Source organism: Gilliamella sp. wkB108, from assembly GCF_001690195.1.
Taxonomy (GTDB): domain Bacteria; phylum Pseudomonadota; class Gammaproteobacteria; order Enterobacterales; family Orbaceae; genus Gilliamella; species Gilliamella apicola_L.
In genome coordinates, this window is record NZ_LZGM01000015.1 from 61,674 (window position 1) to 84,582 (window position 22,909).

The following is a 22,909-nucleotide window of genomic DNA, read 5'->3' on the forward strand; positions in this document are numbered from 1 at the left end:
TCAATTATTCTCCCCAAATCAACACTTATTGTGATTGCTAATTTAAAGACATTTGAAGCCTAAAGTGTAAATTAATAAAGTGATCTTATTTAATGAGCAGATCAATCGTTAATAGCTATTATTAAATTCTGAATTTATCTCTTTTTTTATTCGTTACTTTGTGCAAAGCTAGTATCAGGATTTCTTTATATTAGTACCGAGGATATTTTATGACAAAACATTATGATTATATTGCCATTGGTGGTGGCAGTGGTGGTATTGCCTCAGTTAACCGAGCAGCATCATATGGTAAAAAATGTGCAATTATTGAAGCGAAATTATTAGGTGGAACTTGTGTTAATGTTGGTTGTGTCCCGAAAAAAATTATGTGGTATGGTGCGCAAATTGCCGAAGCGATAAAACACTATGGCCCTGATTATGGTTTTGATACTACGATCAACCAATTTAGTTGGAACAAACTAATAGCCAGTCGAACCGCTTATATCGATCGGGTACATGAATCTTATGATAATGTACTTAATAATAATAAAGTTGATGTTATTCATGGTTATGCAAAATTTATTGACCGTCATACTATTGAGGTAAATGGTGAGCAGTATAGTGCAGAACATATTTTGATCGCTGTTGGTGGAAAAGCCATTGTTCCTGATATTCCCGGCGCGCAGTATGGTATTACTTCTGACGGTTTTTTTGCCTTAGATGCATTGCCAAAACGTGTAGCTGTAGTTGGTGCTGGTTATATAGCCTGTGAGATTGCCAGTGTTTTACATTCATTAGGCGCACAAACACATCAATTTGTGCGTAAAGCCACACCGTTAAGATCTTTCGATCCATTAATTGTGGATACCTTAATGGAAGTTATTGCACTTGAAGGTCAGCAATTACATACTTTTGCAATCCCAAAATCGGTAACTAAAAATAGCGATAACTCATTAACATTAGCGTTTGAAAATGGTGAAAGTTATAGTGTAGATTGCATTATTTGGGCCATTGGTCGAGAGCCTGCGACCAAAAGCATGAATCTTGAAGCTGCCGGAATTGAAGTTAATAGCAAAGGTTTTGTGATTGTCGATAAATATCAAAATACCAATGTTCCCGGTATTTATTCGGTTGGTGATGATACCGAAGCAACTGCATTAACACCGGTTGCGGTAGCAGCTGGGCGTCGTTTATCTGAAAGATTGTTTAATCATAAACCAGAGGAACATTTAGATTATAATAATATTCCAACTGTAGTGTTTACTCATCCGCCAATAGGAACGGTAGGACTAACTGAGCCAGAGGCAATTATGCAATATGGCGAAGAAAATGTTAAAGTCTATAAAACTTCATTTACAGCGATGTACACCGCGGTGACACAATATCGCCAACCTTGTAAAATGAAATTAGTTTGTGTAGGTAAAGAAGAAAAGATAGTTGGTATTCATGGCATAGGTAATGGTATGGATGAGATGCTACAGGGTTTTGCTGTAGCACTAAAAATGGGTGCCACCAAAAAAGACTTTGATAATACGGTTGCTATTCATCCAACTGCCGCAGAAGAGTTTGTAACAATGCGTTAGTAAAACAACAAATTGTAATAGTATAAAAAAAAGCAGGATATAACCTGCTTTTTTTATTTGTAGTAATCAATGAATGCTACTCATTGGGTGTTTGATTTGATTCACTTTGCCAACCGTGTTTCGCCAGTGGATAGAAACCTACAGCTACAGCAACCAATGAAACAAAAGAGATATAAATCCCTGCACCAAGATAACTATATTTACCTAATAAATGTTCCGGACTTAATAAATAAAGCGTTAGTGTTGGAGTGATAGCACTAAATAGAGCATAAGCTAAATTATAAGAGAAAGATAAGCCAGAATAGCGAATAGCAGGTGGAAACGCCCTTGTACCAATCATTGGTGTAATAGCAATAGCACCAATAAATAATCCAAATAAAGCCCAAATCCAATAAAGTTTGGTTAATGACATATCTGGACTTAAAGAGTTGTAGAAATAAATACTAGTAATAGCAAGTCCACCCCAAGCAATAATCACGTTTTTAGTCGTACCAAGTTTATCTTCTAACCAACCAAAAATGATACAACCGAGGGTTAAGGTTAAAGCAGCAATACATCCACCGATGCGCCAATCAAGATTAGCAAAATGATACATACCACCAACAATGCGTCCGGGAGTGATTAAGATCCCAACCATGATTGCGGTGGAAAGTGACCAAGTTAATAAAGCCACAATTACGCAGGCTGTTTTATGTTTTTTGATTACTGTAACAACAGGGATACTTTTTTCTAAAGCTTTACGTGCAGCCAATTCTTTGAAAATAGGAGTTTCGGATAAAAATCGGCGTAAGTACACGGAAATAACCCCAAAAATTCCCCCTACAATAAATGGGAATCGCCATGCGTAATCTAAAATATTTTGGGTAGTAAAACTAAGGTCGATCATAATGGTCATGAGAAAACCGAGTAAAATTCCTCCAGTTATACCTGAGGTTAAAGTACCAACTCCCATACCATAACGTTGTTTTGGTACATGCTCAGCAATGAACACCCATGCACCGGGCATTTCACCACCAATGGCGGCACCTTGTAGCATCCGCATGACTAATAATAGTAGCGGTGCAAACATACCTATTGTGACATAGGTCGGTAGAATACCAATAACAAATGTTGGTAGCGCCATCATTGCTACACTTAAGGTGAACATTTTTTTGCGACCAACTTTATCGCCGAAGTGTGCCATAATTATGCCACCAACCGGGCGAACTAAGTAACCGGCAGCAAAAATCCCCCACGCAAACAGATCTTTGGATAAAGGCGATAAGGTATCAGGTAAAAAGAGGGGTTTGACTATCGTATCAATGTAAAGAGCATAAATTACAAAGTCATAAAATTCTAGTGTCCCTCCTAATGAGGATAAGAATAATGTTTTTAAATCTCCACGGTTGAGCGGTCGGGCAACAGGTTGCCATTGAGAACAGATTTCTGGGTGACTCATGCAATAACCTTAATGTTAAGCTGATATAGAAAATAAAGAAAATTCTTGTTTTTTGACTAAATCATCATTTAAAAGGACATTTTGCCATAAAAAATAGCCTTTTTTTTCATCATAAAAAAATTTAATGAATATGGTGAAACTCATTATTTGATTTATAATTTAATGATATTTATCTTATTTTAGGATAAGATTTATTACACTAACCCATAATAAATAATTAAATATCTAACTAACTAACTAACTAACTAACTAACTAAACCCTGAATGGAAGAACAACAATTACTTCGCTGTAGTTGGGTTTCAAATGACCCATTATATATTGCTTATCATGATAATGAGTGGGGAATACCTCAATTTAATAGCCTGAAATTATTTGAAAAAATTTGTTTAGAAGGACAACAGGCAGGTCTATCATGGATCACTATTCTTAAAAAACGAGATGAATATCGGCGATGTTTTTTTAATTTTGAACCTGAAAAAATCATACAATTAACCGCAGAAGATATTGAGCTTTTATTGCAAAATAAAGGACTCGTTCGTAATCGCTTAAAGCTAAATAGTATAATAAAAAATGCGCATGCTTATTTAGCTATGCAAAATAATGGCGAAAATTTTTCAGAGTTTATTTGGTCTTTTGTTGATGGGAAACCAATTATTAATCATTATAAAGAGATGAGTGAAGTACCGATAACGACCGAAATCTCGGATAAAATGTCTAAGGCATTAAAAAAGAGAGGTTTTACGTTTGTTGGTTCAACCATTTGTTATGCTTTTATGCAGTCAATGGGATTAGTCAACGACCATTTTGAAGATTGTGATAAGAAAGGTTATTAAATTTATGAGAATGACAAAAGTGATCGAATATCTTTTTATATTGGTTTTATTATATTTTATTATTTGTAATGTGATCATCTATTATTGTTCTCAACAAAAACCAGATGATAATGCTGATACGGTGGTTGTTTTAGGAACACAAGTGATTGGAACGCCTGCCGTCCCGCATCCGACATTACGCGATCGTTTAGATGTAGCGGTAACTTATTTACAAAATAATCCAAGTACAAAAGTGGTAGTGTGTGGTGGACAAGGTAAAGATGAATCAGCGACAGAAGCCAGTGTCATGGCTGATTACTTAGCCAAAAAGGGTATTGAACGCTCAAGAATCTATATTGAAGACAAATCAACCAGAACCGCACAACAATTTGTATATGCTAATCAAGTCATACCTTTAGGTAAAACGGTTGTTGTAACCAGTGATTTTCATTTATTACGTTCTATTATGTTAGCCAAGCGATCAGGTATCAGTAATGTTTCAGGACTACCGGCTGATTTGAGCTTTACTAATTTAGACAAATATTACGCTTTAATACGTGAGCCATTAGCATTGCTTAACTCTTGGTTGTTTGATCATCCAATGGAATATCTTAAAGCAGACAGATCTGCCGAAAATGATGACCATTAATGCAATTTGATTCAGATAATTAAAAATGTGAATTGATCTTAATTGAGCAACACACATAATCAATCCAGACAGCAGAGGATACATGGCCATATATTGGTCGTCTGTGGCTGTTTTTACAAGCCGTACATGTTATCATAAAGCATTACCATTGATTTAAAAAACAGATAAATATGAATTTAGATACTATTGTTGCGCAGGCTACACCGCCAGGTCGTGGTGGTGTGGGTATTTTGCGCGTTTCTGGCCCACAAGTTCAGGCCGTTGCGCAAGCAGTACTAAGGAAATTACCTAAACCGCGTTATGCTGAATATTTACCATTTTTAGCTCAAGATGACTCAATATTAGATGAAGGTATTGCATTGTTTTTCCCTAATCCTCACTCTTTTACTGGTGAAGATGTGCTTGAATTACAAGGGCATGGTGGACCGGTTATTTTAGATTTATTATTAAAACGTATTTTAGCGATCCCTAATGTACGTATTGCAAGGCCAGGCGAGTTTTCCGAACGTGCTTTTTTAAATGACAAATTAGATCTAACACAGGCTGAAGCGATAGCGGATTTAATTGATGCTAGCTCAGAGCAAGCAGCGAAATCGGCGATATCTTCATTACAAGGTGTATTTTCCAAAAAAATTAATACACTGGTTGAATCGTTAATACACCTACGTATTTTTACTGAAGCGGCTATAGATTTTCCTGAAGAGGAAATTGATTTTTTATCAGATGGCAAAATTGAAGCTCAGCTTGATGACGTGATTGCTCGTTTAGAGGACGTGCGCCGAGAAGCCAGACAAGGCTCTTTATTACGTGAAGGAATGAAAGTGGTGATAGCAGGGCGTCCTAACGCGGGTAAGTCAAGTTTACTTAATGCATTGGCTGGACGTGAAGCTGCTATTGTTACCGATATAGCCGGCACAACAAGGGACGTACTGCGTGAACATATCCATATTGACGGCATGCCATTACATATTATAGATACTGCCGGATTACGTGAAGCAAGCGATCAAGTGGAACGAATTGGTATAGAGCGTGCATGGCAAGAGATTGAGCAGGCTGATCGGGTCTTATTTATGGTCGATAGTACAACAACATCTGAAACCAACCCTGAAAAGTTGTGGCCTGAATTTATTGAACGCTTACCAAAACAGATCCCGATTACTGTGATTCGCAATAAAGCAGATTTAACTCATGAAGCCTTAGGAGCCAGTGAAGTAAATGGTTGCTTCCTCATTAGGTTGTCGGCAAAAACCGGAGAAGGTATCGAATTATTGCGCGATCATCTCAAACAAGCAATGGGTTTTACTAGTGGTGTTGAAGGTGGATTTTTAGCGCGACGTCGTCATTTAAACGCATTGGAAAACGCATCAAATCACTTAAATAATGGTAAACATCAATTAGTCACTTTCCATGCAGGTGAATTACTTGCTGAAGAGTTAAGATTAGCCCAAGAAGCATTAAGTGAAATCACCGGTGAATTTACTTCAGATGATTTATTGGGACGTATTTTTAGTTCTTTTTGTATTGGTAAGTAACTTATAGATGTTATGTGTAAGGCATTAACAGGTAATAAGTAAAATAGAGAGGTTAGTATGAAATTAATAGTCGATAATATGAGTTGTCAACATTGTGTTAAAGCTATTACTAAAGCGATTAATGATGTCGATCCTAAAGCTAAAGTAACGGTTGATTTGGCTAAACGTGAAGTTAATATTGAAAATGGTACTATTTCGCAAGAAGCCGCGATTGCCGCTGTTGATGAAGCGGGTTATCAATTTGTCGGTATAGCTTATTAAGCGCTGATCATTAATCAATAGGAAAATGGTAAGATGCAACAAGTCAAACATCTTACCAAACCTTTTATTAAATCGATTTTCACTTAATTGGATAATTCTGCAGAAATTTTATACTAAAACGTATAGCTAACCTGAAACATTTTTACAAAAAACGTCAGACAATGATTGATTGTCTCATTACCACCAGCGATAAAAATGATGAGTAGGACCAATCCCTTTACCAATTGATAAATCATCAGCATGGCTAATAGCACCATGTAAGTAATTTTTAGCTTCTTTTATGGCATCTTCTAAGGTGTTGCTAGGTAGTAGCGCAGCAATAGCCGCAGATAATGTACAACCTGTCCCATGGGTATTTTTGGTATTGACCCGTGGCGATGTTAGTCGAACGACTTGTTCTGGTGTCATTAAGTAATCAGGGCTTTCATTACTGGAAAGATGTCCACCTTTCATTAATACAGCTTTACAACCTAACTTAAGTAAATCAATTCCTTGTTGTTGCATTTCATCTTCTGTAGTAGCTTCATCACAATTCAATAGTGCTGCGGCTTCCGGTAAATTTGGTGTAATGACCGTAGCTAAAGGTAACAATAAATCGCGTATTGCGTTCACTGCATCTACATTGAGCAATGAATGTCCGCCCTTAGCAACCATAACGGTATCGAGTACGACAACTGGAATTGGGTGATTGCTTAATAGTTGCGAAACGGAGGTGACGATCTCTTTATTCATTAACATGCCGATTTTCACACTATCAATTTGGCTATCTTGATAAAGGGTATTAAATTGAGCTTCGACGAATTGTGGTGGTATAGCTAAAACTGAATTAACTCCTTGTGTGCTTTGGGCGGTTAATGCTGTGATAATAGACATCCCATAAGCACCTAACGCCGAAAATGTTTTAAGATCTGCTTGGATGCCTGCTCCACCACTAGGATCGGATCCTGCAATAGTTAGTGCAATTGTCATAGTATAGTTTCCTTTTTAACTTGTTCTATTTTGGTCTTGAGTGATAAGGTAGCTTGTTTGATATTGGCTTGACCACATATTGCCGAAACGACTGCAACGCCTTCAATACCGGTTTGCATTATTTGGCTAACATTGTTTAAACCGATCCCACCGATAGCAACGGCACGACAGCGCTTTAATTGTACTAACTCAGCTAATTGTGATATTCCTATTGCTGGGGAAGCATCTTTTTTTGTGGCAGTTGGAAAAATTGGACCGATTCCCAGATAATCAACTTCTTGCCAAGGAACTTGTGCTAGTTGCTGACGATGTGTTACCGAAAATCCTAACCACTTATTTGCACCGATTAATTGTCGAGTTACATGCACCGGTAAATCATTTTGCCCAATATGTACACCGTCAGCATCGGTTGCTAGTGCTATATCAACGTAATCGTTAATAAATAATGGCACAGGGGTAGGCTTAAGTACCTCTTTTAAAGCTAAAGCCGCATGATACCACTGCTTACGATCAAATGGTTGTTCTGAACGTAATTGTATGGCAGTAACACCATTTTCTACGGCGATTTTAGTGGTATTAACCATACCAGCAATACCGCCACATAGAATCGGATCTAAAACCAAATAAAGCGTTAAATCGAGTTGTTTATTCATTTTATTTCCTTATTACAGGGAAGAGGTAAAAAGGGAAAGCTGATCTATCAGTGATACCGCATAACTTCCCAATCCTTGTTGTTTATTCGCCCGTTCACCTGCTTTTTTCATCATATAGCAAGCCGAAGCAGTAGCAGATAATCTATCTGTGGCACTCGCAATAAAAGCGGCCACCATTGCTGACAATGAGCAGCCAGTGCCGGTTACTTTGGTTAAAGCAATGTCACCTCCGGTGATGCAATAGACCGTATTACTATCTGTGACATAATCAACTTCACCAGTGATTGCGACAATGGTTTGATATTTTTGAGCGAGTGTCTTGGCTGCATTTAGTGCTGATTCGGTTGAATCTTGACTATCGGTTCCTTTGCCGGAAGCATTTTGTCCATTTAACGCTAAGATTTCTGAAGCATTTCCCCGAATGACTGTCGGTTTAAATGACAATAATTGATGAGCAATATCACTTCGGTAACTGAGTGAGGTGCCAACCGCGACAGGATCTAACACCCAAGGTGTTTGTGTTTGCTTAGCTTTAGCCGTTGCCAATAACATACTTTTTGCCAAATTGTGGCTAATGGTACCAATATTGATTAATAAACTATTAGCAACTGTCACAAATGATGCCGCTTCTTCCTCAGCTATAACCATTGCTGGTGAAGCACCAATAGCCAGTAAGATATTCGCGGTAAAATTTTGAACCACATCATTGGTCATGCAATGTACCAAAGGGCGCTGTTGTTGAACTTGATTGATAAAGGGAATGGCTTGTGTTGCAAGAAATGGTTTTACTATGGACATATTCTTTCCTTATTAATGAATAATTAAAACAGGGAAGAATTCGCCAGTGTATAACGAATTTAACTTAGACTTCCCTACGCTGGTATGATCCAGATCAGGTTCAACGGGTAGAATCTCAGTTTTTTGTCTTGAAACAAAAAACACCCCGAGTCAAAACTGTATGTTTATTATGAACTGACTATTGGTTTGAAACAAGTTATTGTAATAATCTTTCAATATCGGATATGGCTTTCCTTTCAGGTAGAAAGATTATTAGGTGATCATTATCTTCGATCGTCAAATCAGTATTGACGATAATGACATCTTCACCACGCACAACTGCTCCAATTGTTGCCCCCGAAGGCAATTTTAATCCATTGATATTTTTACCTACTAATTTTGAGTTTTCATTATTACCATTAGCGACCACTTCGATAATTTCAGATTCACCTTGTCTGAGTGAGACAACTTTGACAACACCAGTTTGCCTTACATGACTAAGTAATTCTGAAATAGTGGCGTGTTGTGGAGATATCGCGATATCAATGACACTATCATTAATTAATTCAAGATATGCTTGCCGTTGAATTAGCACAATAACTTTTTTAGCCCCCATTCTTTTAGCCAGCATTGATGACATTATATTTGATTCATCATCACTGGTGACAGCGATAAAAAGATCGGTTAATTCTACTTGCTCTTGGGATAGCAACTCTTGATCTGCTGATTCACCATGTAAAACAGTGGTGTTAAGTAATTGTTCGGCTATAAATTCGGCTCTATCAGCATTGCGCTCAATTAATTTGACTTGATAATCATTTTCTAAACGTTTAGCTAATGCGACCGCAACGCCACCACCACCACTAATAATGATGCGTTTATACGGTTTTTCTAAACGCTGCAATTCACTGGTTACAGCTTTGATATTAACTGGTGGCGTTATAAAATAAACCATATCACCAGCCTCAATCAACGTTGAGCCAATAGGGCGAATAAAGCGATTTTTACGATAAATTGCAACGACCCTTGCCTCAACATGAGGCAGGTGTTCTTTAAGTTCCGATAGTTCGCTACCGACTAATGCTCCGCCATAGTATGCGGTAACTGCAACCAGACAAACACGATTATCGTAAAATGAAGCAAATTGTAACGCACCTGGATATTGAATTAGTTGACTAATATGATTAGTAATCAGATTTTCTGGTGCAATGATATGGTCGATAGGAATACAGTCTTTATTAAAAAAAGGGTAATCCTCATCATTATATTCAGGCGCTCGAATACGTGCGACTTTTTGTGGAATATTAAAAAGCACATGGGCGATTTGACATGCAATCATATTGATCTCATCAGAGCTGGTAACAGCCACTAACATGTCTGCTGACTCAGCTCCCGCACTTTCTAATACTTGTGGATAGGATGATTTACCTAAAATGACTTGTAAATCAAAACGTTCTTGCAAAGATTGTAATTTATCATGGTCTTCATCAACCACAGTGACGTCGTTCTGTTTTTCGGTAACCAGATATTCTGCTAGCGCACTGCCTGTCTGTCCTGCACCAAGAATAATAATCTTCATAAATGATCCGTTATATCTTTAAATGACTTTAATTAATAGGTTATTAAAGTCAATCTTAATTGCTGTATAACTGTAATAAAACAACTTAATATGGTTAATCATTAAATGGTTTTTATTTATACAAAACCAATCGCATCATACACCTTTTTCAAGGTTGGCTCTGCTTTAGCACGAGCTTTCTCTGCACCTTCTTTCATGATTGAAAATAGATAATTTTCATCATTACGATATTCGTGATATTGAGTTTGTAAAGTGGTCATCATATTAATGACTTGCGTTGCAACTTCAGTTTTAAGGTGACCGTACATTTTACCTTCAAACTCTTTTTCTAGCTCGGCAATTGCTTTGCCGGTTACGCCGGTTAAAATATCTAATAAGTTTGATACTCCGACTTTATTTTTAAGATCATAACGAACCACAGGAGGCTCATCAGAATCAGTCATTGCGCGTTTAATTTTTTTCTCAACATCTTTTGGATTTTCAAGCAACCCAATAACATTATTGCGGTTAGTGTCAGATTTAGACATTTTTTTAGTCGGCTCTTGTAATGACATAACGCGAGCGCCAACTTTAGGAATAAATGGCTCTGGTATAGTAAAAATATCGCCATAAAGTGCATTAAAGCGCATAGCGATATCACGAGATAATTCTAAATGTTGTTTTTGATCATCACCTACAGGAACCAGATTGGCTTGATATAAAAGAATATCAGCCGCCATAAGCACAGGGTAATCAAATAAACCAGCATTAATATTTTCCGCGTAACGAGATGATTTATCTTTGAATTGAGTCATACGGCTGAGTTCACCAAAATAGGTATAACAATTTAAAGCCCAACCTAATTCTGCATGAGCCGGAACATGAGATTGGACAAAAATAGTACTTTTTTTCGGATCGATTCCGCATGCTAAATACAGTGCCATTGTGTCTAGTGTTGCTTTGCGTAATTTAATTGGATCTTGGCGTACGGTAATAGCATGTTGATTTACAATACAATAAACGCAATCATATTCACCTTGCAAGGCAACCCAATTTTTTAACGCACCTAAATAGTTGCCAAGTGTAAGTTCTCCTGATGGCTGAGCGCCACTAAAGACAATAGGTTTACTCATAATTTATTCCTAATTTGTACTCATTATTTTTTCGCTTCAGCCTTAGGCTGAGGTAGTAAAGTTAAAATATCTTTGAAATCATCAAATAAAAAATCCGGTTCGCTGGTCGCAATAGATATGCCATAGTTATAGCCATAACTTAAAGCAACCGTTGGACAGTTAGCATTTTTAGCTGCATTGATATCATTTTTAGAGTCACCAACAAACAGAAGCTGATCATTAAACAATCCAAATGTTGCCATAACTTGATATAACGGCGCTGGATGCGGTTTTAGTTTAATGACATCACCACCACCGAGTACTAGAGAAAAATAATCTTTAATCCCTAATGAGGTGAGTAATGCTGGTAAGAATTGTGCAGGCTTATTGGTAACTAATGCCAATGGGTACTGATTTTGATGAAGTATTTTTAGTGTTTCTTTGACATTAGGAAACAGTTTTGTTTCAGCATCAATGACTTTATCATAGTGCATATTAAACAGATTTTTAGCTTGTGAAGACAACGCTTGTGATGGTTCGACTTCTATTGCTTTAAATACCCGTTCTAACATGATATCAAGACCGTTACCTACCCAATTTTTAACTTGTTCATTGGTGACTTGTGGTAACTGCAAATCGGCTAACATAAGTTGTAGCGCCAGTGCTAACCCCGGCACACTATCAACCAAAGTACCGTCAAGATCGAACGCGATTGCTTGAATATCATCTAATTTACGCATGTTTAACTCCTGCTAACTCTTTTCGCATCGCATCGATAACGGTTTTATAATTAGGTTGATTAAATATAGCTGAACCAGCGACAAACATGTCAGCTCCCGCTTTAGCAATTTCAGCAATATTTTCGACTTTTACTCCACCGTCAATTTCCAGACGAATGTCTCTTCCTGATTGTAAAATACGTTGCTTAACTTGTTGTAATTTCATCAATGTTGATGGAATAAATGATTGACCACCAAAACCCGGATTTACACCCATTAATAAAATCAGATCAACTTTGTCAATAATATAATCCAAGTAATTAAGTGGAGTTGCCGGATTGAGAACAACCCCTGCGGTACAACCATGATCTTTAATTAACTGTAAAGAACGATCAAGATGAATCGTTGCTTCAGGGTGAATCGATATATTCGTTGCGCCAGCTTTGGCAAAAGAGACAATTAATTCTTCTACTGGTGAAACCATTAAATGAACATCAATTGGTGCGCTAATGCCATAGTCTCTAAGTGCTTGGCAAAACATTGAACCCATAGTTAAATTGGGTACAAAGTGATTATCCATGACATCAAAGTGAACCACATCAGCACCAGCATCGAGAACTTTTTGCGTATCTTCACCAAGACAAGCAAAATTAGCTGATAATATTGATGGCGCAATAATATATTCTTTCATAATCTACCTCTAATGATTAAGCTTATCCGCAAATCAATTTAAGATTTTTTGTACAGAGCTAAAATCTCATCAATTTTTTTGCGTCCTTCACCTGCACAACTAATTGAACGTCGCATTTCTGCGCGGTAAAGATAACTAGCTTTATTATAAAGTGTTTTGGTGTAATCCGTATAATGATTAGACACCAGCACTGGAATATCATTTTTATACGCTATCTTTTCAGCCAATTGTGATAATTTTTTATGTTCTTCAAATCCGAAGTTGTTTGAATAATAAGCGGTAAACCCAGCTGATTCATTCGGTGAAAGGTAAGGTGGATCACAATAAATCACCGAATTTTGTTTGGCTTTTTTCATTACCTTTTGATAAGGTGCGCAAATAAATTGCGCGTTTTGTGCTTTTTCGGCAAAAAAGTACAACTCCTTTTCTGGGAAATAAATAGTTTTATAGCGCCCAAATGGGACATTAAATTTACCGCTATTATTATAACGACATAAACCGTTATAGCAGTGACGATTTAAATATACAAACAAAAGTGATCGTAAATATTGGTCTTTACTGCCATTGAAGACATCACGTAGTTGATAAAATGCTTCAGCTTGATTATTTTGACGATTAAATAATAATTTCAGATCATTAATAAAGAGATCTGGTTTTGATTTGAGCAAATTAAATAACGCAATTAAGTCATGATTGATGTCAGCCAAAATATAATTTTTAAAGTTAGTATTTAAGAAGACGGAACCTGCTCCAACAAATGGTTCAATAAGTTGTTCCCCTTCAGGTAGATACCGCCTAATTGTATCCACAAGCTCATATTTTCCACCGGCCCATTTTAAAAAGGCTCGTTGCTTCTTCAACGGATGCTCCTATTTTGTTTTTAGGTAGGATAAATGAACTTTATCCTTTGTTTATTTTATTGCTTTTTCTTTGTTAATAGTAGCAGCTGGTTTGACCCATGGTTTGTCTTTTTGTAATGAACTAGGTAAAGCTTGAATTGCTTTTTTAGCGTCATTGGCTGACGCATAATTACCTTTGATTAACACAAACCAGGGACTATTATTTCGTTTTGTTTCATAAATTTGGTAGTTAGTAATTTTATGCTCATTCGCAAATTTTTTAAGATTATTGATCGATGAAGATGCACTAATTTGAATCGAGAAATGATTACTTTCTAACTTACCCGTTTTTGCTAAATTTAGTTCTCCTTCATTATTATTGAGCGTATTTCTTTCAGGAGTATTTTGAGATTGAGTTGATTCCGTATTATGTGAATTGGAAGAACCATTAACACTATTTATATTATTTGGTGTCGATGATGTATTTGTTCGACCTCGTTGTTCAGATGTTGTAATTTGATTGTTATTTTGTTCATTGGTTAAATCATTCGGATTATTATTTCCATCGTTTTGATTAAAGGATGGATTTAATGTCGTATCCTGTGGATTAGTTGTTGAATTCAAATCATTAGGTTGAGTAAGTACGTTAGAATTTTCATCAGTTAATGTACTATTGTCTTCAATTGATGAATCACCATTGACAACCGGCGGCGTCAATGGAGTTGGTTCATTTTTGTGTGAAGAACGAAAGATAATTAAGCTAAGCAAAAGTAGAATAATTACAATTGTCAAACCCAAAATAATCAATTTAGTTTTTGAAAAATTTGGTAGTATATTGGGCAATTTAAATGAGGGCGTAGAGTCCTTATTTGGTTGTTCCGATACATAACGATCATCTCTATCTACTCGCATACTTACTCCTTCACCTGTCATCAGGTTTATCGCATCTTAATGATTAGTCATTATATGAATGAAAATAAATAGCTTATATTTCTTCTATTTTTTCAATAATATAACCTGCTACACCTTTTGCACTTTGTTCATCTGTTTTAATTGTAATATCCGCAATTTCTTCATAAAGAGGCTCACGTTCACCTGCTAACTCTTCATAAAGCTCACGCGGTGTATTACCGCCTTGCAAAAGTGGCCGACGCTTATCCTTTTGTGTTCTAGCCATTTGCTTTTCAATTGTTGTTTCAAGATAGACCACAATACCACGCGCTGACAATCGATTGCGAGTTTCTTTAGATAAGACTGAACCGCCACCTGTTGCCAGTACTACACCTTGTTTTTCAGTCAATTCGTTAATAACTTTCTCTTCTCTGGCTCGGAATCCGTCTTCACCTTCTAAATCAAAAATCCATGCAATATCAGCGCCAGTACGCTTTTCGATTTCCTGATCAGAATCAAAAAATTCCATGCCTAACTGTTGTGCAATTTGTCGGCCTATTGTGCTTTTTCCTGCCCCCATTGGGCCAATTAGAAAGATATTTCGCTTTTCTGCCATTGTAGTTTCATCATCTATTAATTTTGGTTAAAAATATACAACACAGTATCAATTAATTATGATTTTTATAACCATTGTTGATATAAACTGTGTAACTTTTCTTGGATCTCCGTCTAACGACAAAAATTTAGGTCGGTAATTATCTCAATAGATAGCCCCTTTTTGCAATAGGTATTTATTAATAGTTTTAGCTAATTCCGGCTTGATGCAAATCATGAATATTTAAAGCCCCAACTAATTCGCCTTCCGTATTAACCACGGGAGCAGCTGTAATATTATGGTCATTAAATGATTTCAGTGCTTCAATTGCCTTCCAATTTTCAGGTATTCTATAGCCCGGACTGGTCATCACCGTCATAATACGATCTTGTAGTGTGCCATTTTTTAATAATAATCGACGTAAATCACCATCTGTAAAAACCCCGATAATTTTATTATTGTCATTACATACAGCAACTAAACCTACACCTGTACGACTAAGTTCTAGCATTGCATCAAATACGGTTGCTGTTTGTGGAACTTTGGGAATTAAATCTCCCGTTCGCATAACATCTTTTACATGATTAAGTAATTTAGCACCTAAACTACCTGCTGGGTGAGAACGTGCAAAATCTTCTTCTTTAAAGCCTTTAGCGCGCATCACCGCAATGGCTAGTGCATCACCTATCAGTAATGTATTGGTTGAACTTGAAGTCGGTGCAAGTCCCATAGGGCAAGCTTCTTTTTCAATTGAAATATCTAAAACAGCCTGTGCTGATTTGGCCAGTGGAGAGTCCAATCCACCAGTAATTGCAATCACAGGGATATTCATTGTTGCCAGTATGGGTAAAATGAAATTAAATTCTTTAGCTCGACCAGAGTAAGAAATTAAGATAGCCACATCATTTTCGGTAACCATACCTAAATCACCATGCAAAGCCTCTGATGGGTGCATAAAAAAAGCTGGACTGCCAGTGCTTGCTAGAGATGCTGCTATTTTTTTACCTATATGTCCAGACTTGCCGATACCCGAAACAACTACTTTTCCTTTAGTCGCTATAATAAGCTGACACGCTTTGATAAAATCATCACCAAGTCGATTAGGTAATTTTTGCGCTTCGTAAAGTTCCAATTCAAGAAGTTCTCGACCATATTGTAATAACTTGTCCATTTTTAATTAGCCTATGGTATTTTTATTAAAAATAACTGTTTTTTATAAAATTAGTATCAAATTCAATTCCTAATAATTAAAAACAGTCACATGTGTAACAGTTTAACAATTAACAGCTAAATATTCAAAAAAGAAAGCTTTACTTAGGTTAATTTGTAAAAAAGTTTCAGGAGTGCTATATGTTTAAGTATAAAAAGTAGTTAATTTCATCTTTAGCATTAAAAACCTAGCGCAACTTTTATGCCTAGCATAATTAAAATTACGCCTAATAATTTGTCAATAATGAACTGAATTTTAAAATAACGACGTTGTACAGTTTGTGTTTGAAAAATAAAGACAACAAAAGGCCACCAAAATACAGCTTGTATCCAAATAATAAATGCAACAACGAGTTTATCAGTTAAAGATGAATTAGCATTTAATACTTGAGTAAAAATAGCAAGAAAGAACAGGGTAGCTTTTGGATTAAGTAAATTGCATAAAAAACCTTGCAAAAAAGCTGTTTTACTTGAGATAACCTGTTTAGTGATTGACCTGCCAATGTATGTTGTCGTCGAAACGTTAGCAAGCAAGGCTTTAATACCCAGCCAGATTAAGTAAGTAGCCCCAGCATAACGTAGAGCATTAAATAACCATGGTGTAGCAGTGATAAGTATGGCGACTCCTGCAACACAGTAACTCATATGAATTAAGATAGCGGTAATTACGCCCAAACAAGTAATTAATGCTAATTTTCGGCTATAACTTAAGCTATTTTTCAATATAAGGAAAAAATCAGGTCCCGGAGATATCATTCCTAGAAAACTAATTGTTGTGACTAAAATCAAAATATCAAGAGTCATTGTTGTTACTGTTTAACCTCTTCTGCCGAGTGGTTTAATGTTGCAATATTGGTTTTATTTTGCTCAATAAATTGTTTTTTATCAAAATTTGGTTTGGTTAAATAATCGGTTAAAAATTTGGCGTTGGTTTGAATTTGTGCGCCATTTAATATTAAACGAGGTAAATCAATTTGGTAGATTGTTTGGTCAGGTGTTTTTTGTAAATCCTGAGTTTGTGCATTGGTCAATAGGTATAATTTACGCTCTTTTTCTGAAAGATGTCTAATTGTTGAGGTTCCAGCACCCATCATGAGATGATCTGGGAAAATATAAAAAATAGTGTTATTTAATATACCTTTATCCTTTAATTCTTGGATAAATAATCCCAGATTATGATCAAGTGATGCTGCTACAAAGGACATATTATCCTCTTTTGAGGAAATTACAGAGGCCATACGGTCATCATAAAATCCATTAGGAGCATGAGTCGATACAGTTGAAATAAATAATGCAAATGGTTTATCACCATTATTCATCTCGGTAATTTGCTGTTTTGCTATATCGAAAATATCTTTATCATATAAACCAAATGGAGCTTCAGGATATTGATTAACATAATTTTTTTCAGATATAACTTGCATGCCTAATAGTTCAGCAGTATGTCCAATACCGGCAAAACTAGGACTGGCCATGACATAACGGGTTTGATAGCCAGCTTGGTGTAATACATCGCCTAAACTGACTATTTGTGTTTTATTAGCGTTAATTAATGGGGTAGTGGCAAAACCACCAATCAAAAAAGGCATACCCGTCATGTAGGTATACATAGAAGCAGTCGTCCAAGTACTACCAGCACTCATAGGCATATTAGGAAAGAAGGTATATTCTTGGCGTAATTGACGTAAATTAGGGGTAATATCTTCAAAATCAAAAAAACCTTGCTCGAATGACTCTAATGATATGACAATAATATTTTGACCTTTATGACTAATAAGCTGATCTTTATTCGGATAATCTGTCATATTGAGCGTTTGTAATGCTTGTTCAAATGGTACTCTTGGCGCGGTGGTTACTTGATAAATCTCATATAAGCGACTCACAGGACCATTATGATAGCTAATGGAAAAAATGGCTAAAATACCTAAAACTAATCGTAAAAATAAATGACATTTACGTTTAAATAGATTGGTTAACTTTGTCATTATCCAGATAAGAACAAAAAACACTACAGTGACTAACACAGCCTGTAATTTAAAGATAAATAACCCTTCAATAATGTCATTAATATTCAAGTTAACATAAAATTGATAATCTATAAAACCACCACTAAAGTAAATTGCTGTAAGCTCCATGACAATAAACACCGTCATTAATATGATGGTAAGTAGTTGCCATTTTTTTGGGGAAAATAATGAAGCAAAAGCAAGGGTGATAATAAAAAGAGGTATAACAACTAAGGTCGATATGGGCATAAAACTCATTACTCAATAAACAATTTTGACTAAGTATATACTTAAAGTCTCAAAAGTAAAAAATAGTAACTTATTTTCGATTCAACTGTAAAAAGCTCGTTATTAGACGCTAAAGGTTTGATAACTCTTTTACATCTATTACTAATATTAATTAATTCATTGGAATAATGACGTAAAGAACTTTCAGGAAAGGTATATGTCTTAGTATGTAATTTTAGCTTGAATTCAAGTAGGATTTTTAGATCGTTTCACTGATAACGTAATCATTTTTTATTCTCCAGATTAATAGTGGTGAATATTTAGTAAAATAGAATTATATTTCACATGTGACGATTAACTAGATGATTTATTGATGAGTAGATAATTGTTATTGACTGGCTTTGGGTTAGCAAGTAAAGGTATCATTTTTAGGAAGTAGTAGGGCAAATATCTTTCATCCTACATTTAAGTAGCAATAGTCCAATTATTTTATCTAAGAGTAATAAAAATTTGTTTTAAAAGTAAAACAAGTTAAGTGATATCGTTTGAAAACAAAGTTATCTTTCGCTTAATAAACAAAAAGAATGTTCATTTCGTCCTACTAAAATCGTTGGGCTGACTCAAGGTTTTAAAATAAATATTATTTATAATTAAAAAAAGATTGAAATTAAATGGTGATTAAGTGAGGATACATCAGTTATGATGTTTTTTCGTGCTAACAAGTACTGTAATAATTCTAAAAACAATGCAATTTTTAACAAGGAGCCAACATGTTTAGTAGAGATATGACCATTGCCGATTATGATAAGGATTTATGGGATGCAATTAAAGCAGAGGAGCAGCGTCAGGAAGATCATTTAGAACTTATTGCATCGGAAAATTATACCAGTCCAAGAGTAATGCAAGCACAAGGTTCACAACTCACCAATAAATATGCAGAAGGTTATCCGGGTAAACGTTATTATGGTGGTTGTGAATATGTTGATATTGTAGAACAACTGGCTATCGATCGGGCTAAAGCACTATTTGGAGCTGATTATGCCAATGTGCAACCACATTCAGGCTCACAAGCTAATTTTGCCGTGTATACTACTTTAATACAACCTGGTGATACGGTGCTTGGAATGAATTTATCGGAAGGAGGACATTTAACCCATGGTTCACCGGTTAATTTTTCCGGTAAGTTGTATAAAGTTGTTGCTTATGGCGTTGATGATACAGGGCATATTGATTATGACGAAGTGGCAAAAATAGCTGAGCAAGCTAAACCTAAAATGATTGTTGGCGGATTCTCTGCTTATTCTGGCATAGTTGATTGGCGAAAGATGCGTGAAATTGCTGATAGTGTTGGAGCTTATTTATTTGTCGATATGGCTCATGTTGCTGGATTAGTCGCGGCCGGTTGTTATCCGAATCCTGTTCCTTTTGCTCATGTGGTGACAACGACAACACATAAAACACTTGGTGGACCTCGTGGTGGGTTAATTTTAGCCAAAGGTGGAAGTGAAGAGCTTTATAAAAAATTGAACTCAGCAGTATTCCCCGGTGCGCAAGGCGGTCCTTTAATGCATGTCATTGCGGCAAAAGCAGTAGCCTTAAAAGAAGCGATGGAGCCAGCTTATAAAGAGTATCAAGAACAAGTAATTAAAAATGCTAAAGCAATGGTTGACGTAATTTTAGCGCGTGGTTATAAAGTGGTCTCTGGTGAAACACAAAATCATCTATTTTTAATTGATTTAGTTGATAAAAATATCACAGGTAAAGAAGCGGATGCCGCATTAGGTAGTGCGAATATCACCGTAAATAAAAATAGTGTACCTAAAGATCCGCAAAGTCCGTTTGTCACATCTGGTGTACGCATCGGTTCGCCGGCGATCACACGTCGTGGGTTTAAAGAGGCTCAATCACGCGATCTTGCTCACTGGATCTGTGATGTGCTGGACAACATCAATGACGAACAAGCTATTCAGGCAGTTAAAGAAAAAGTGTTAGCTGTTTGTCATCAGTTCCCGGTATATCAGCATTAATGGTTGATGCTGATAACGGGTCACATCACTTGAAAAACGGTGATAGTGGTTTGCTATCACCGTTAATTAGTTATTTAGTTGGATTGTTGGTGGTTTGTTGGTGCTGTTGTGGTGTAAAAAATTGATTCAAATAACCTTTATACCAAAGCCAGCCACCTGTTGCACCAATACCTATTATTATGGCTAATATAAAAACTATTATTAAGCTTTTGTTTCGCTTTCTCATCGGATCACGTAAATTACGTTTGGCATTTTGCGGTAACTCCGCTTTACTGGTGAGTAATCCACCGAGTAATAGATTGATTTTAACTTGGCCATTAATCGCCCATCCGGAAGCTTCAAGCAGAGGGCCAAGTGTTCTACGTCTTAACTTTAACCAAGCTAAAATGACAGAAGGACCAGAAATAATTAAAAATAATCCAATAAAGACAAGTGGAAATTGCCACCATGTTAATGAAAAGATAGCCTGAAAAATAGTCGCTAAAGCAGTGCCGATAGCTCCTATTGCTAAGCCAATAGCTGCAAAGATCCCCACACTTTTACCGATATCAAATTTGTTTTCAGGATTTTGCAAAACTTGGGTACTGGATTTTTCAATATCGGCATCTTTATTGGTTGCCCACTTGTTGATCTGTTCAGTGATTAAACGACCAATACGTTGATAAGGCGCCCAGATTGCTTGCTGAATACTAATCGGTTTAGTGATCATCTTAACTACATTAGCATCCCAGTCATTACCTTCATTATCAATAAATACACCGTTTCGCCCTTCAATTAATAAATCACCTTGACCGGCAGTTATTGCCGCAACAATAAGTTGTTTTTGACCTTGCCTTGTACATTCGCAATACAGTAGGCATAACTCGGAGTAATTTGCTAATACAGAATGCTGAGCGATATTATCAACTGAAACGCAAAGCGTTGCACAGCGACCGTCAATATAGAGTTTACCTAATTGAAATGCAGCGCTATTTTCCAGAGAGAAAAAGTCGGCAAATGAAGCAAAGTTAACCAGTAATCGATAAAGATGTTTTTGGAAAAGTACTAACTTTTCTAAAATAAGCACATCTGATGCCGAAATAGGGGTTTTATTATCCTGCTCAACCATATGTTGAAATTCTGTCAATAAATCACTATTGACGATACTGGCAATCAGTTTACCGGAAAGATCTTCAATGCTACCTGTTGGCTCAACAGATACTTTTAATTGGGTAAGTGCCGGTTTAGAACTAATTAGCGTAGTATAGGCGTCTAAGCTATTTTGTATATTTTGCCACTCTGGTTGAGTGAGTTGGTTGGGGTTAGCAAGCGCAGAAGTGACTAACGTTTTAAAGGTCGTAATTTTAGATTTCCAAAGTGGATTGAGTCCATTGACTAAATCAAGGGTATTTTCAGTGTCAATTTTAGATAATGGCAGTTGAGCCAAAGCTTCGTCCGATAATAATCCATTTTCAGTAGGTACGATATATTTTTCATCAACATTAAGAGCAGTTTGTGCTTGAGGAGCATACTGGGCAAGTTCGACACGTAGAAAGTAATCATCGATTTTCGGTTTAAGAATTTGTACAAGTTTCCATATTTCGGAACTATTTTCCCCAAAAGGTGTTTGAGTATTACTAATATCGGTTTGCCATTGGTACCAAGTTTTTAGATTATCTACAAAGGTTGTAGCAATAGCTAAATTAATACCATTTTGTCCACTCATATCTTTTTCGGCTCCGATAATATTAATTGCCGATTGAATAAAAGTTTGCATTTCAGATGATAATTGAGCAGAGACAGGAAAAATCAAATCGCCATTATAAAGTTTATTAGCATTGATTTTAATCGATTGTTGGACATCGTCTTGTGTTAAATAGTCACGTTGGCTTTGGTTTAGATTAGCTAAAATACTATGTGCGGTGACCAGTAATTTCTGCCCTTGTTCAGTTGAAGTATTTATTTGGGATAAAGGTAAAATTTCGCAAGCTTGTAAAATATTATCGAAGGATAAGATTTTATCTTTCATCCAATTAATTGCATCTAGAATATCTGGAATACGAATCCGCCCATCTTGATCTACATCTAATAGAGCAAGCGTTCTTTCATCAAAATCGAGTCCTGTTGTTGGGCAACTAAGCGCAACCCATAATTTGGGATCTAAATTGGGTAAATTGATAATGTCATCAGTACTTTTAATTACAACTTGATCTAATCCGCCGACACGTTGAAATGTCCACATATGACTCATAATAACCTCCGTACCGAGATTTATTAATGTTAGTAGTTAATAAATACAACAGCATTAGTTTTTTAAAAGAAGAGAACAGTGATCCTCACCTTGATGAGGGCTTTTAGTATTTCTTTGATAATTGATTTTAATTGTCTAGAACAACTTTAA

The 22,909-nt window shown here is 36.1% G+C and carries 21 protein-coding genes and 1 riboswitch; of the genes, 6 read left to right on the forward strand and 15 right to left on the reverse strand.

Features of this window, described 5'->3' with window-relative positions; translation table 11 throughout:
- Positions 1 to 209: 209 nt before the first annotated feature.
- Positions 210 to 1,562: a glutathione-disulfide reductase gene (gene gorA / locus A9G11_RS01475; protein WP_065617763.1), complete on the forward strand. Its 1,353-nt coding sequence runs from the start codon at positions 210 to 212 to the stop codon at positions 1,560 to 1,562.
- Positions 1,563 to 1,638: 76 nt separating this feature from the next.
- Here gorA and A9G11_RS01480 read toward each other — a convergent pair whose 3' ends face one another.
- Positions 1,639 to 3,000, reverse strand: coding sequence for an MFS transporter (locus A9G11_RS01480; RefSeq protein WP_065617764.1), 1,362 nt, complete (start codon positions 2,998 to 3,000; stop codon positions 1,639 to 1,641).
- Positions 3,001 to 3,264: 264 nt separating this feature from the next.
- Between A9G11_RS01480 and A9G11_RS01485 the strand changes: the two genes are divergently transcribed.
- The 4 genes from A9G11_RS01485 (at position 3,265) to A9G11_RS01500 (ending at position 6,255) form a co-directional block, all read left to right on the forward strand.
- The gene (locus A9G11_RS01485; protein ID WP_065617765.1) at positions 3,265 to 3,834 is read left to right on the forward strand and encodes a DNA-3-methyladenine glycosylase I; all 570 of its coding nucleotides are present in this window, start codon (positions 3,265 to 3,267) and stop codon (positions 3,832 to 3,834) included.
- A gap of 4 nt (positions 3,835 to 3,838) precedes the next feature.
- Positions 3,839 to 4,462, forward strand: coding sequence for a YdcF family protein (locus A9G11_RS01490; protein ID WP_065617766.1), 624 nt, complete (start codon positions 3,839 to 3,841; stop codon positions 4,460 to 4,462).
- Between the two features lie 170 nt (positions 4,463 to 4,632).
- Positions 4,633 to 5,994 carry a tRNA uridine-5-carboxymethylaminomethyl(34) synthesis GTPase MnmE gene (gene mnmE / locus A9G11_RS01495; protein ID WP_065617767.1) on the forward strand — a complete coding sequence of 454 codons (1,362 nt, stop codon included), beginning with the start codon at positions 4,633 to 4,635 and terminating at the stop codon, positions 5,992 to 5,994.
- A 57-nt stretch (positions 5,995 to 6,051) separates the two neighbouring features.
- Positions 6,052 to 6,255, forward strand: coding sequence for a heavy-metal-associated domain-containing protein (locus A9G11_RS01500; RefSeq protein WP_065617768.1), 204 nt, complete (start codon positions 6,052 to 6,054; stop codon positions 6,253 to 6,255).
- Between the two features lie 177 nt (positions 6,256 to 6,432).
- Here the strand turns inward: A9G11_RS01500 and thiD are convergent, their stop codons facing one another.
- From thiD to A9G11_RS01565, 13 genes are all read right to left on the reverse strand, one after another.
- Positions 6,433 to 7,224: a bifunctional hydroxymethylpyrimidine kinase/phosphomethylpyrimidine kinase gene (gene thiD, locus A9G11_RS01505; RefSeq protein ID WP_065617769.1), complete on the reverse strand. Its 792-nt coding sequence runs from the start codon at positions 7,222 to 7,224 to the stop codon at positions 6,433 to 6,435.
- Positions 7,221 to 7,877, reverse strand: coding sequence for a thiamine phosphate synthase (gene thiE / locus A9G11_RS01510; RefSeq protein WP_065617770.1), 657 nt, complete (start codon positions 7,875 to 7,877; stop codon positions 7,221 to 7,223). The genes thiD and thiE overlap by 4 nt, the downstream gene beginning before the upstream one ends.
- A 12-nt stretch (positions 7,878 to 7,889) precedes the next feature.
- Positions 7,890 to 8,675 (reverse strand): hydroxyethylthiazole kinase, encoded by a 786-nt coding sequence (gene thiM / locus A9G11_RS01515; protein ID WP_065617771.1) that lies wholly within the window; start codon positions 8,673 to 8,675, stop codon positions 7,890 to 7,892.
- A gap of 54 nt (positions 8,676 to 8,729) precedes the next feature.
- A riboswitch (TPP riboswitch) is annotated at positions 8,730 to 8,833 on the reverse strand.
- A 38-nt stretch (positions 8,834 to 8,871) separates the two neighbouring features.
- Positions 8,872 to 10,233, reverse strand: a complete 1,362-nt coding sequence (gene trkA, locus A9G11_RS01520; protein ID WP_065617772.1) for a Trk system potassium transporter TrkA — start codon at positions 10,231 to 10,233, stop codon at positions 8,872 to 8,874.
- 116 nt (positions 10,234 to 10,349) lie between these two features.
- Positions 10,350 to 11,345, reverse strand: coding sequence for a tryptophan--tRNA ligase (gene trpS, locus A9G11_RS01525; protein ID WP_065617773.1), 996 nt, complete (start codon positions 11,343 to 11,345; stop codon positions 10,350 to 10,352).
- Positions 11,346 to 11,368: 23 nt separating this feature from the next.
- The gene (locus tag A9G11_RS01530; RefSeq protein ID WP_065617774.1) at positions 11,369 to 12,064 is read right to left on the reverse strand and encodes a phosphoglycolate phosphatase; all 696 of its coding nucleotides are present in this window, start codon (positions 12,062 to 12,064) and stop codon (positions 11,369 to 11,371) included.
- The gene (gene rpe / locus A9G11_RS01535) at positions 12,057 to 12,734 is read right to left on the reverse strand and encodes a ribulose-phosphate 3-epimerase (RefSeq protein ID WP_065617775.1); all 678 of its coding nucleotides are present in this window, start codon (positions 12,732 to 12,734) and stop codon (positions 12,057 to 12,059) included. Before rpe ends, A9G11_RS01530 begins: the two co-directional genes overlap by 8 nt.
- Before the next feature lie 38 nt (positions 12,735 to 12,772).
- Positions 12,773 to 13,594, reverse strand: coding sequence for a Dam family site-specific DNA-(adenine-N6)-methyltransferase (locus A9G11_RS01540; RefSeq protein WP_065617776.1), 822 nt, complete (start codon positions 13,592 to 13,594; stop codon positions 12,773 to 12,775).
- Between the two features lie 51 nt (positions 13,595 to 13,645).
- Entirely contained in the window at positions 13,646 to 14,485 is an 840-nt protein-coding gene (locus tag A9G11_RS01545) for an SPOR domain-containing protein (RefSeq protein WP_065617777.1), read from the reverse strand.
- Between the two features lie 73 nt (positions 14,486 to 14,558).
- Positions 14,559 to 15,080, reverse strand: a complete 522-nt coding sequence (aroK, locus tag A9G11_RS01550) for a shikimate kinase AroK (RefSeq protein ID WP_065617778.1) — start codon at positions 15,078 to 15,080, stop codon at positions 14,559 to 14,561.
- A 187-nt stretch (positions 15,081 to 15,267) separates the two neighbouring features.
- Complete coding sequence (gene gutQ / locus A9G11_RS01555; protein ID WP_065617779.1) at positions 15,268 to 16,230, reverse strand: arabinose-5-phosphate isomerase GutQ; 963 nt, start codon at positions 16,228 to 16,230, stop codon at positions 15,268 to 15,270.
- A 218-nt stretch (positions 16,231 to 16,448) separates the two neighbouring features.
- Entirely contained in the window at positions 16,449 to 17,072 is a 624-nt protein-coding gene (locus A9G11_RS01560; RefSeq protein ID WP_065617780.1) for a LysE family transporter, read from the reverse strand.
- Positions 17,073 to 17,077: 5 nt separating this feature from the next.
- Positions 17,078 to 18,523, reverse strand: a complete 1,446-nt coding sequence (locus tag A9G11_RS01565) for an LTA synthase family protein (RefSeq protein ID WP_065617781.1) — start codon at positions 18,521 to 18,523, stop codon at positions 17,078 to 17,080.
- A 749-nt stretch (positions 18,524 to 19,272) separates the two neighbouring features.
- On the opposite strand from A9G11_RS01565, the gene glyA reads away from it, so the two are divergent.
- Positions 19,273 to 20,529 carry a serine hydroxymethyltransferase gene (glyA, locus tag A9G11_RS01570; protein ID WP_065617782.1) on the forward strand — a complete coding sequence of 419 codons (1,257 nt, stop codon included), beginning with the start codon at positions 19,273 to 19,275 and terminating at the stop codon, positions 20,527 to 20,529.
- A gap of 70 nt (positions 20,530 to 20,599) precedes the next feature.
- Here the strand turns inward: glyA and A9G11_RS01575 are convergent, their stop codons facing one another.
- Positions 20,600 to 22,759 (reverse strand): phage holin family protein, encoded by a 2,160-nt coding sequence (locus A9G11_RS01575; RefSeq protein WP_065617783.1) that lies wholly within the window; start codon positions 22,757 to 22,759, stop codon positions 20,600 to 20,602.
- Positions 22,760 to 22,909: the final 150 nt, after the last annotated feature.

What these genes read in the sequence shown, in the direction of transcription:
- rpe (WP_065617775.1), bottom strand. Translation starts at nt 12,734, where the DNA reads ATGAAAGAATATATTATTGCGCCATCAATATTATCAGCTAATTTTGCT.
- A9G11_RS01565 (WP_065617781.1), bottom strand. Translation starts at nt 18,523, where the DNA reads ATGCCCATATCGACCTTAGTTGTTATACCTCTTTTTATTATCACCCTT.
- gorA (WP_065617763.1), top strand. Translation starts at nt 210, where the DNA reads ATGACAAAACATTATGATTATATTGCCATTGGTGGTGGCAGTGGTGGT.
- mnmE (WP_065617767.1), top strand. Translation starts at nt 4,633, where the DNA reads ATGAATTTAGATACTATTGTTGCGCAGGCTACACCGCCAGGTCGTGGT.
- trkA (WP_065617772.1), bottom strand. Translation starts at nt 10,233, where the DNA reads ATGAAGATTATTATTCTTGGTGCAGGACAGACAGGCAGTGCGCTAGCA.
- thiM (WP_065617771.1), bottom strand. Translation starts at nt 8,675, where the DNA reads ATGTCCATAGTAAAACCATTTCTTGCAACACAAGCCATTCCCTTTATC.
- A9G11_RS01575 (WP_065617783.1), bottom strand. Translation starts at nt 22,759, where the DNA reads ATGAGTCATATGTGGACATTTCAACGTGTCGGCGGATTAGATCAAGTT.
- A9G11_RS01530 (WP_065617774.1), bottom strand. Translation starts at nt 12,064, where the DNA reads ATGCGTAAATTAGATGATATTCAAGCAATCGCGTTCGATCTTGACGGT.
- A9G11_RS01545 (WP_065617777.1), bottom strand. Translation starts at nt 14,485, where the DNA reads ATGCGAGTAGATAGAGATGATCGTTATGTATCGGAACAACCAAATAAG.
- thiD (WP_065617769.1), bottom strand. Translation starts at nt 7,224, where the DNA reads ATGACAATTGCACTAACTATTGCAGGATCCGATCCTAGTGGTGGAGCA.
- trpS (WP_065617773.1), bottom strand. Translation starts at nt 11,345, where the DNA reads ATGAGTAAACCTATTGTCTTTAGTGGCGCTCAGCCATCAGGAGAACTT.
- glyA (WP_065617782.1), top strand. Translation starts at nt 19,273, where the DNA reads ATGTTTAGTAGAGATATGACCATTGCCGATTATGATAAGGATTTATGG.
- thiE (WP_065617770.1), bottom strand. Translation starts at nt 7,877, where the DNA reads ATGAATAAACAACTCGATTTAACGCTTTATTTGGTTTTAGATCCGATT.
- A9G11_RS01485 (WP_065617765.1), top strand. Translation starts at nt 3,265, where the DNA reads ATGGAAGAACAACAATTACTTCGCTGTAGTTGGGTTTCAAATGACCCA.
- A9G11_RS01560 (WP_065617780.1), bottom strand. Translation starts at nt 17,072, where the DNA reads ATGACTCTTGATATTTTGATTTTAGTCACAACAATTAGTTTTCTAGGA.
- A9G11_RS01500 (WP_065617768.1), top strand. Translation starts at nt 6,052, where the DNA reads ATGAAATTAATAGTCGATAATATGAGTTGTCAACATTGTGTTAAAGCT.
- gutQ (WP_065617779.1), bottom strand. Translation starts at nt 16,230, where the DNA reads ATGGACAAGTTATTACAATATGGTCGAGAACTTCTTGAATTGGAACTT.
- A9G11_RS01490 (WP_065617766.1), top strand. Translation starts at nt 3,839, where the DNA reads ATGAGAATGACAAAAGTGATCGAATATCTTTTTATATTGGTTTTATTA.
- aroK (WP_065617778.1), bottom strand. Translation starts at nt 15,080, where the DNA reads ATGGCAGAAAAGCGAAATATCTTTCTAATTGGCCCAATGGGGGCAGGA.
- A9G11_RS01480 (WP_065617764.1), bottom strand. Translation starts at nt 3,000, where the DNA reads ATGAGTCACCCAGAAATCTGTTCTCAATGGCAACCTGTTGCCCGACCG.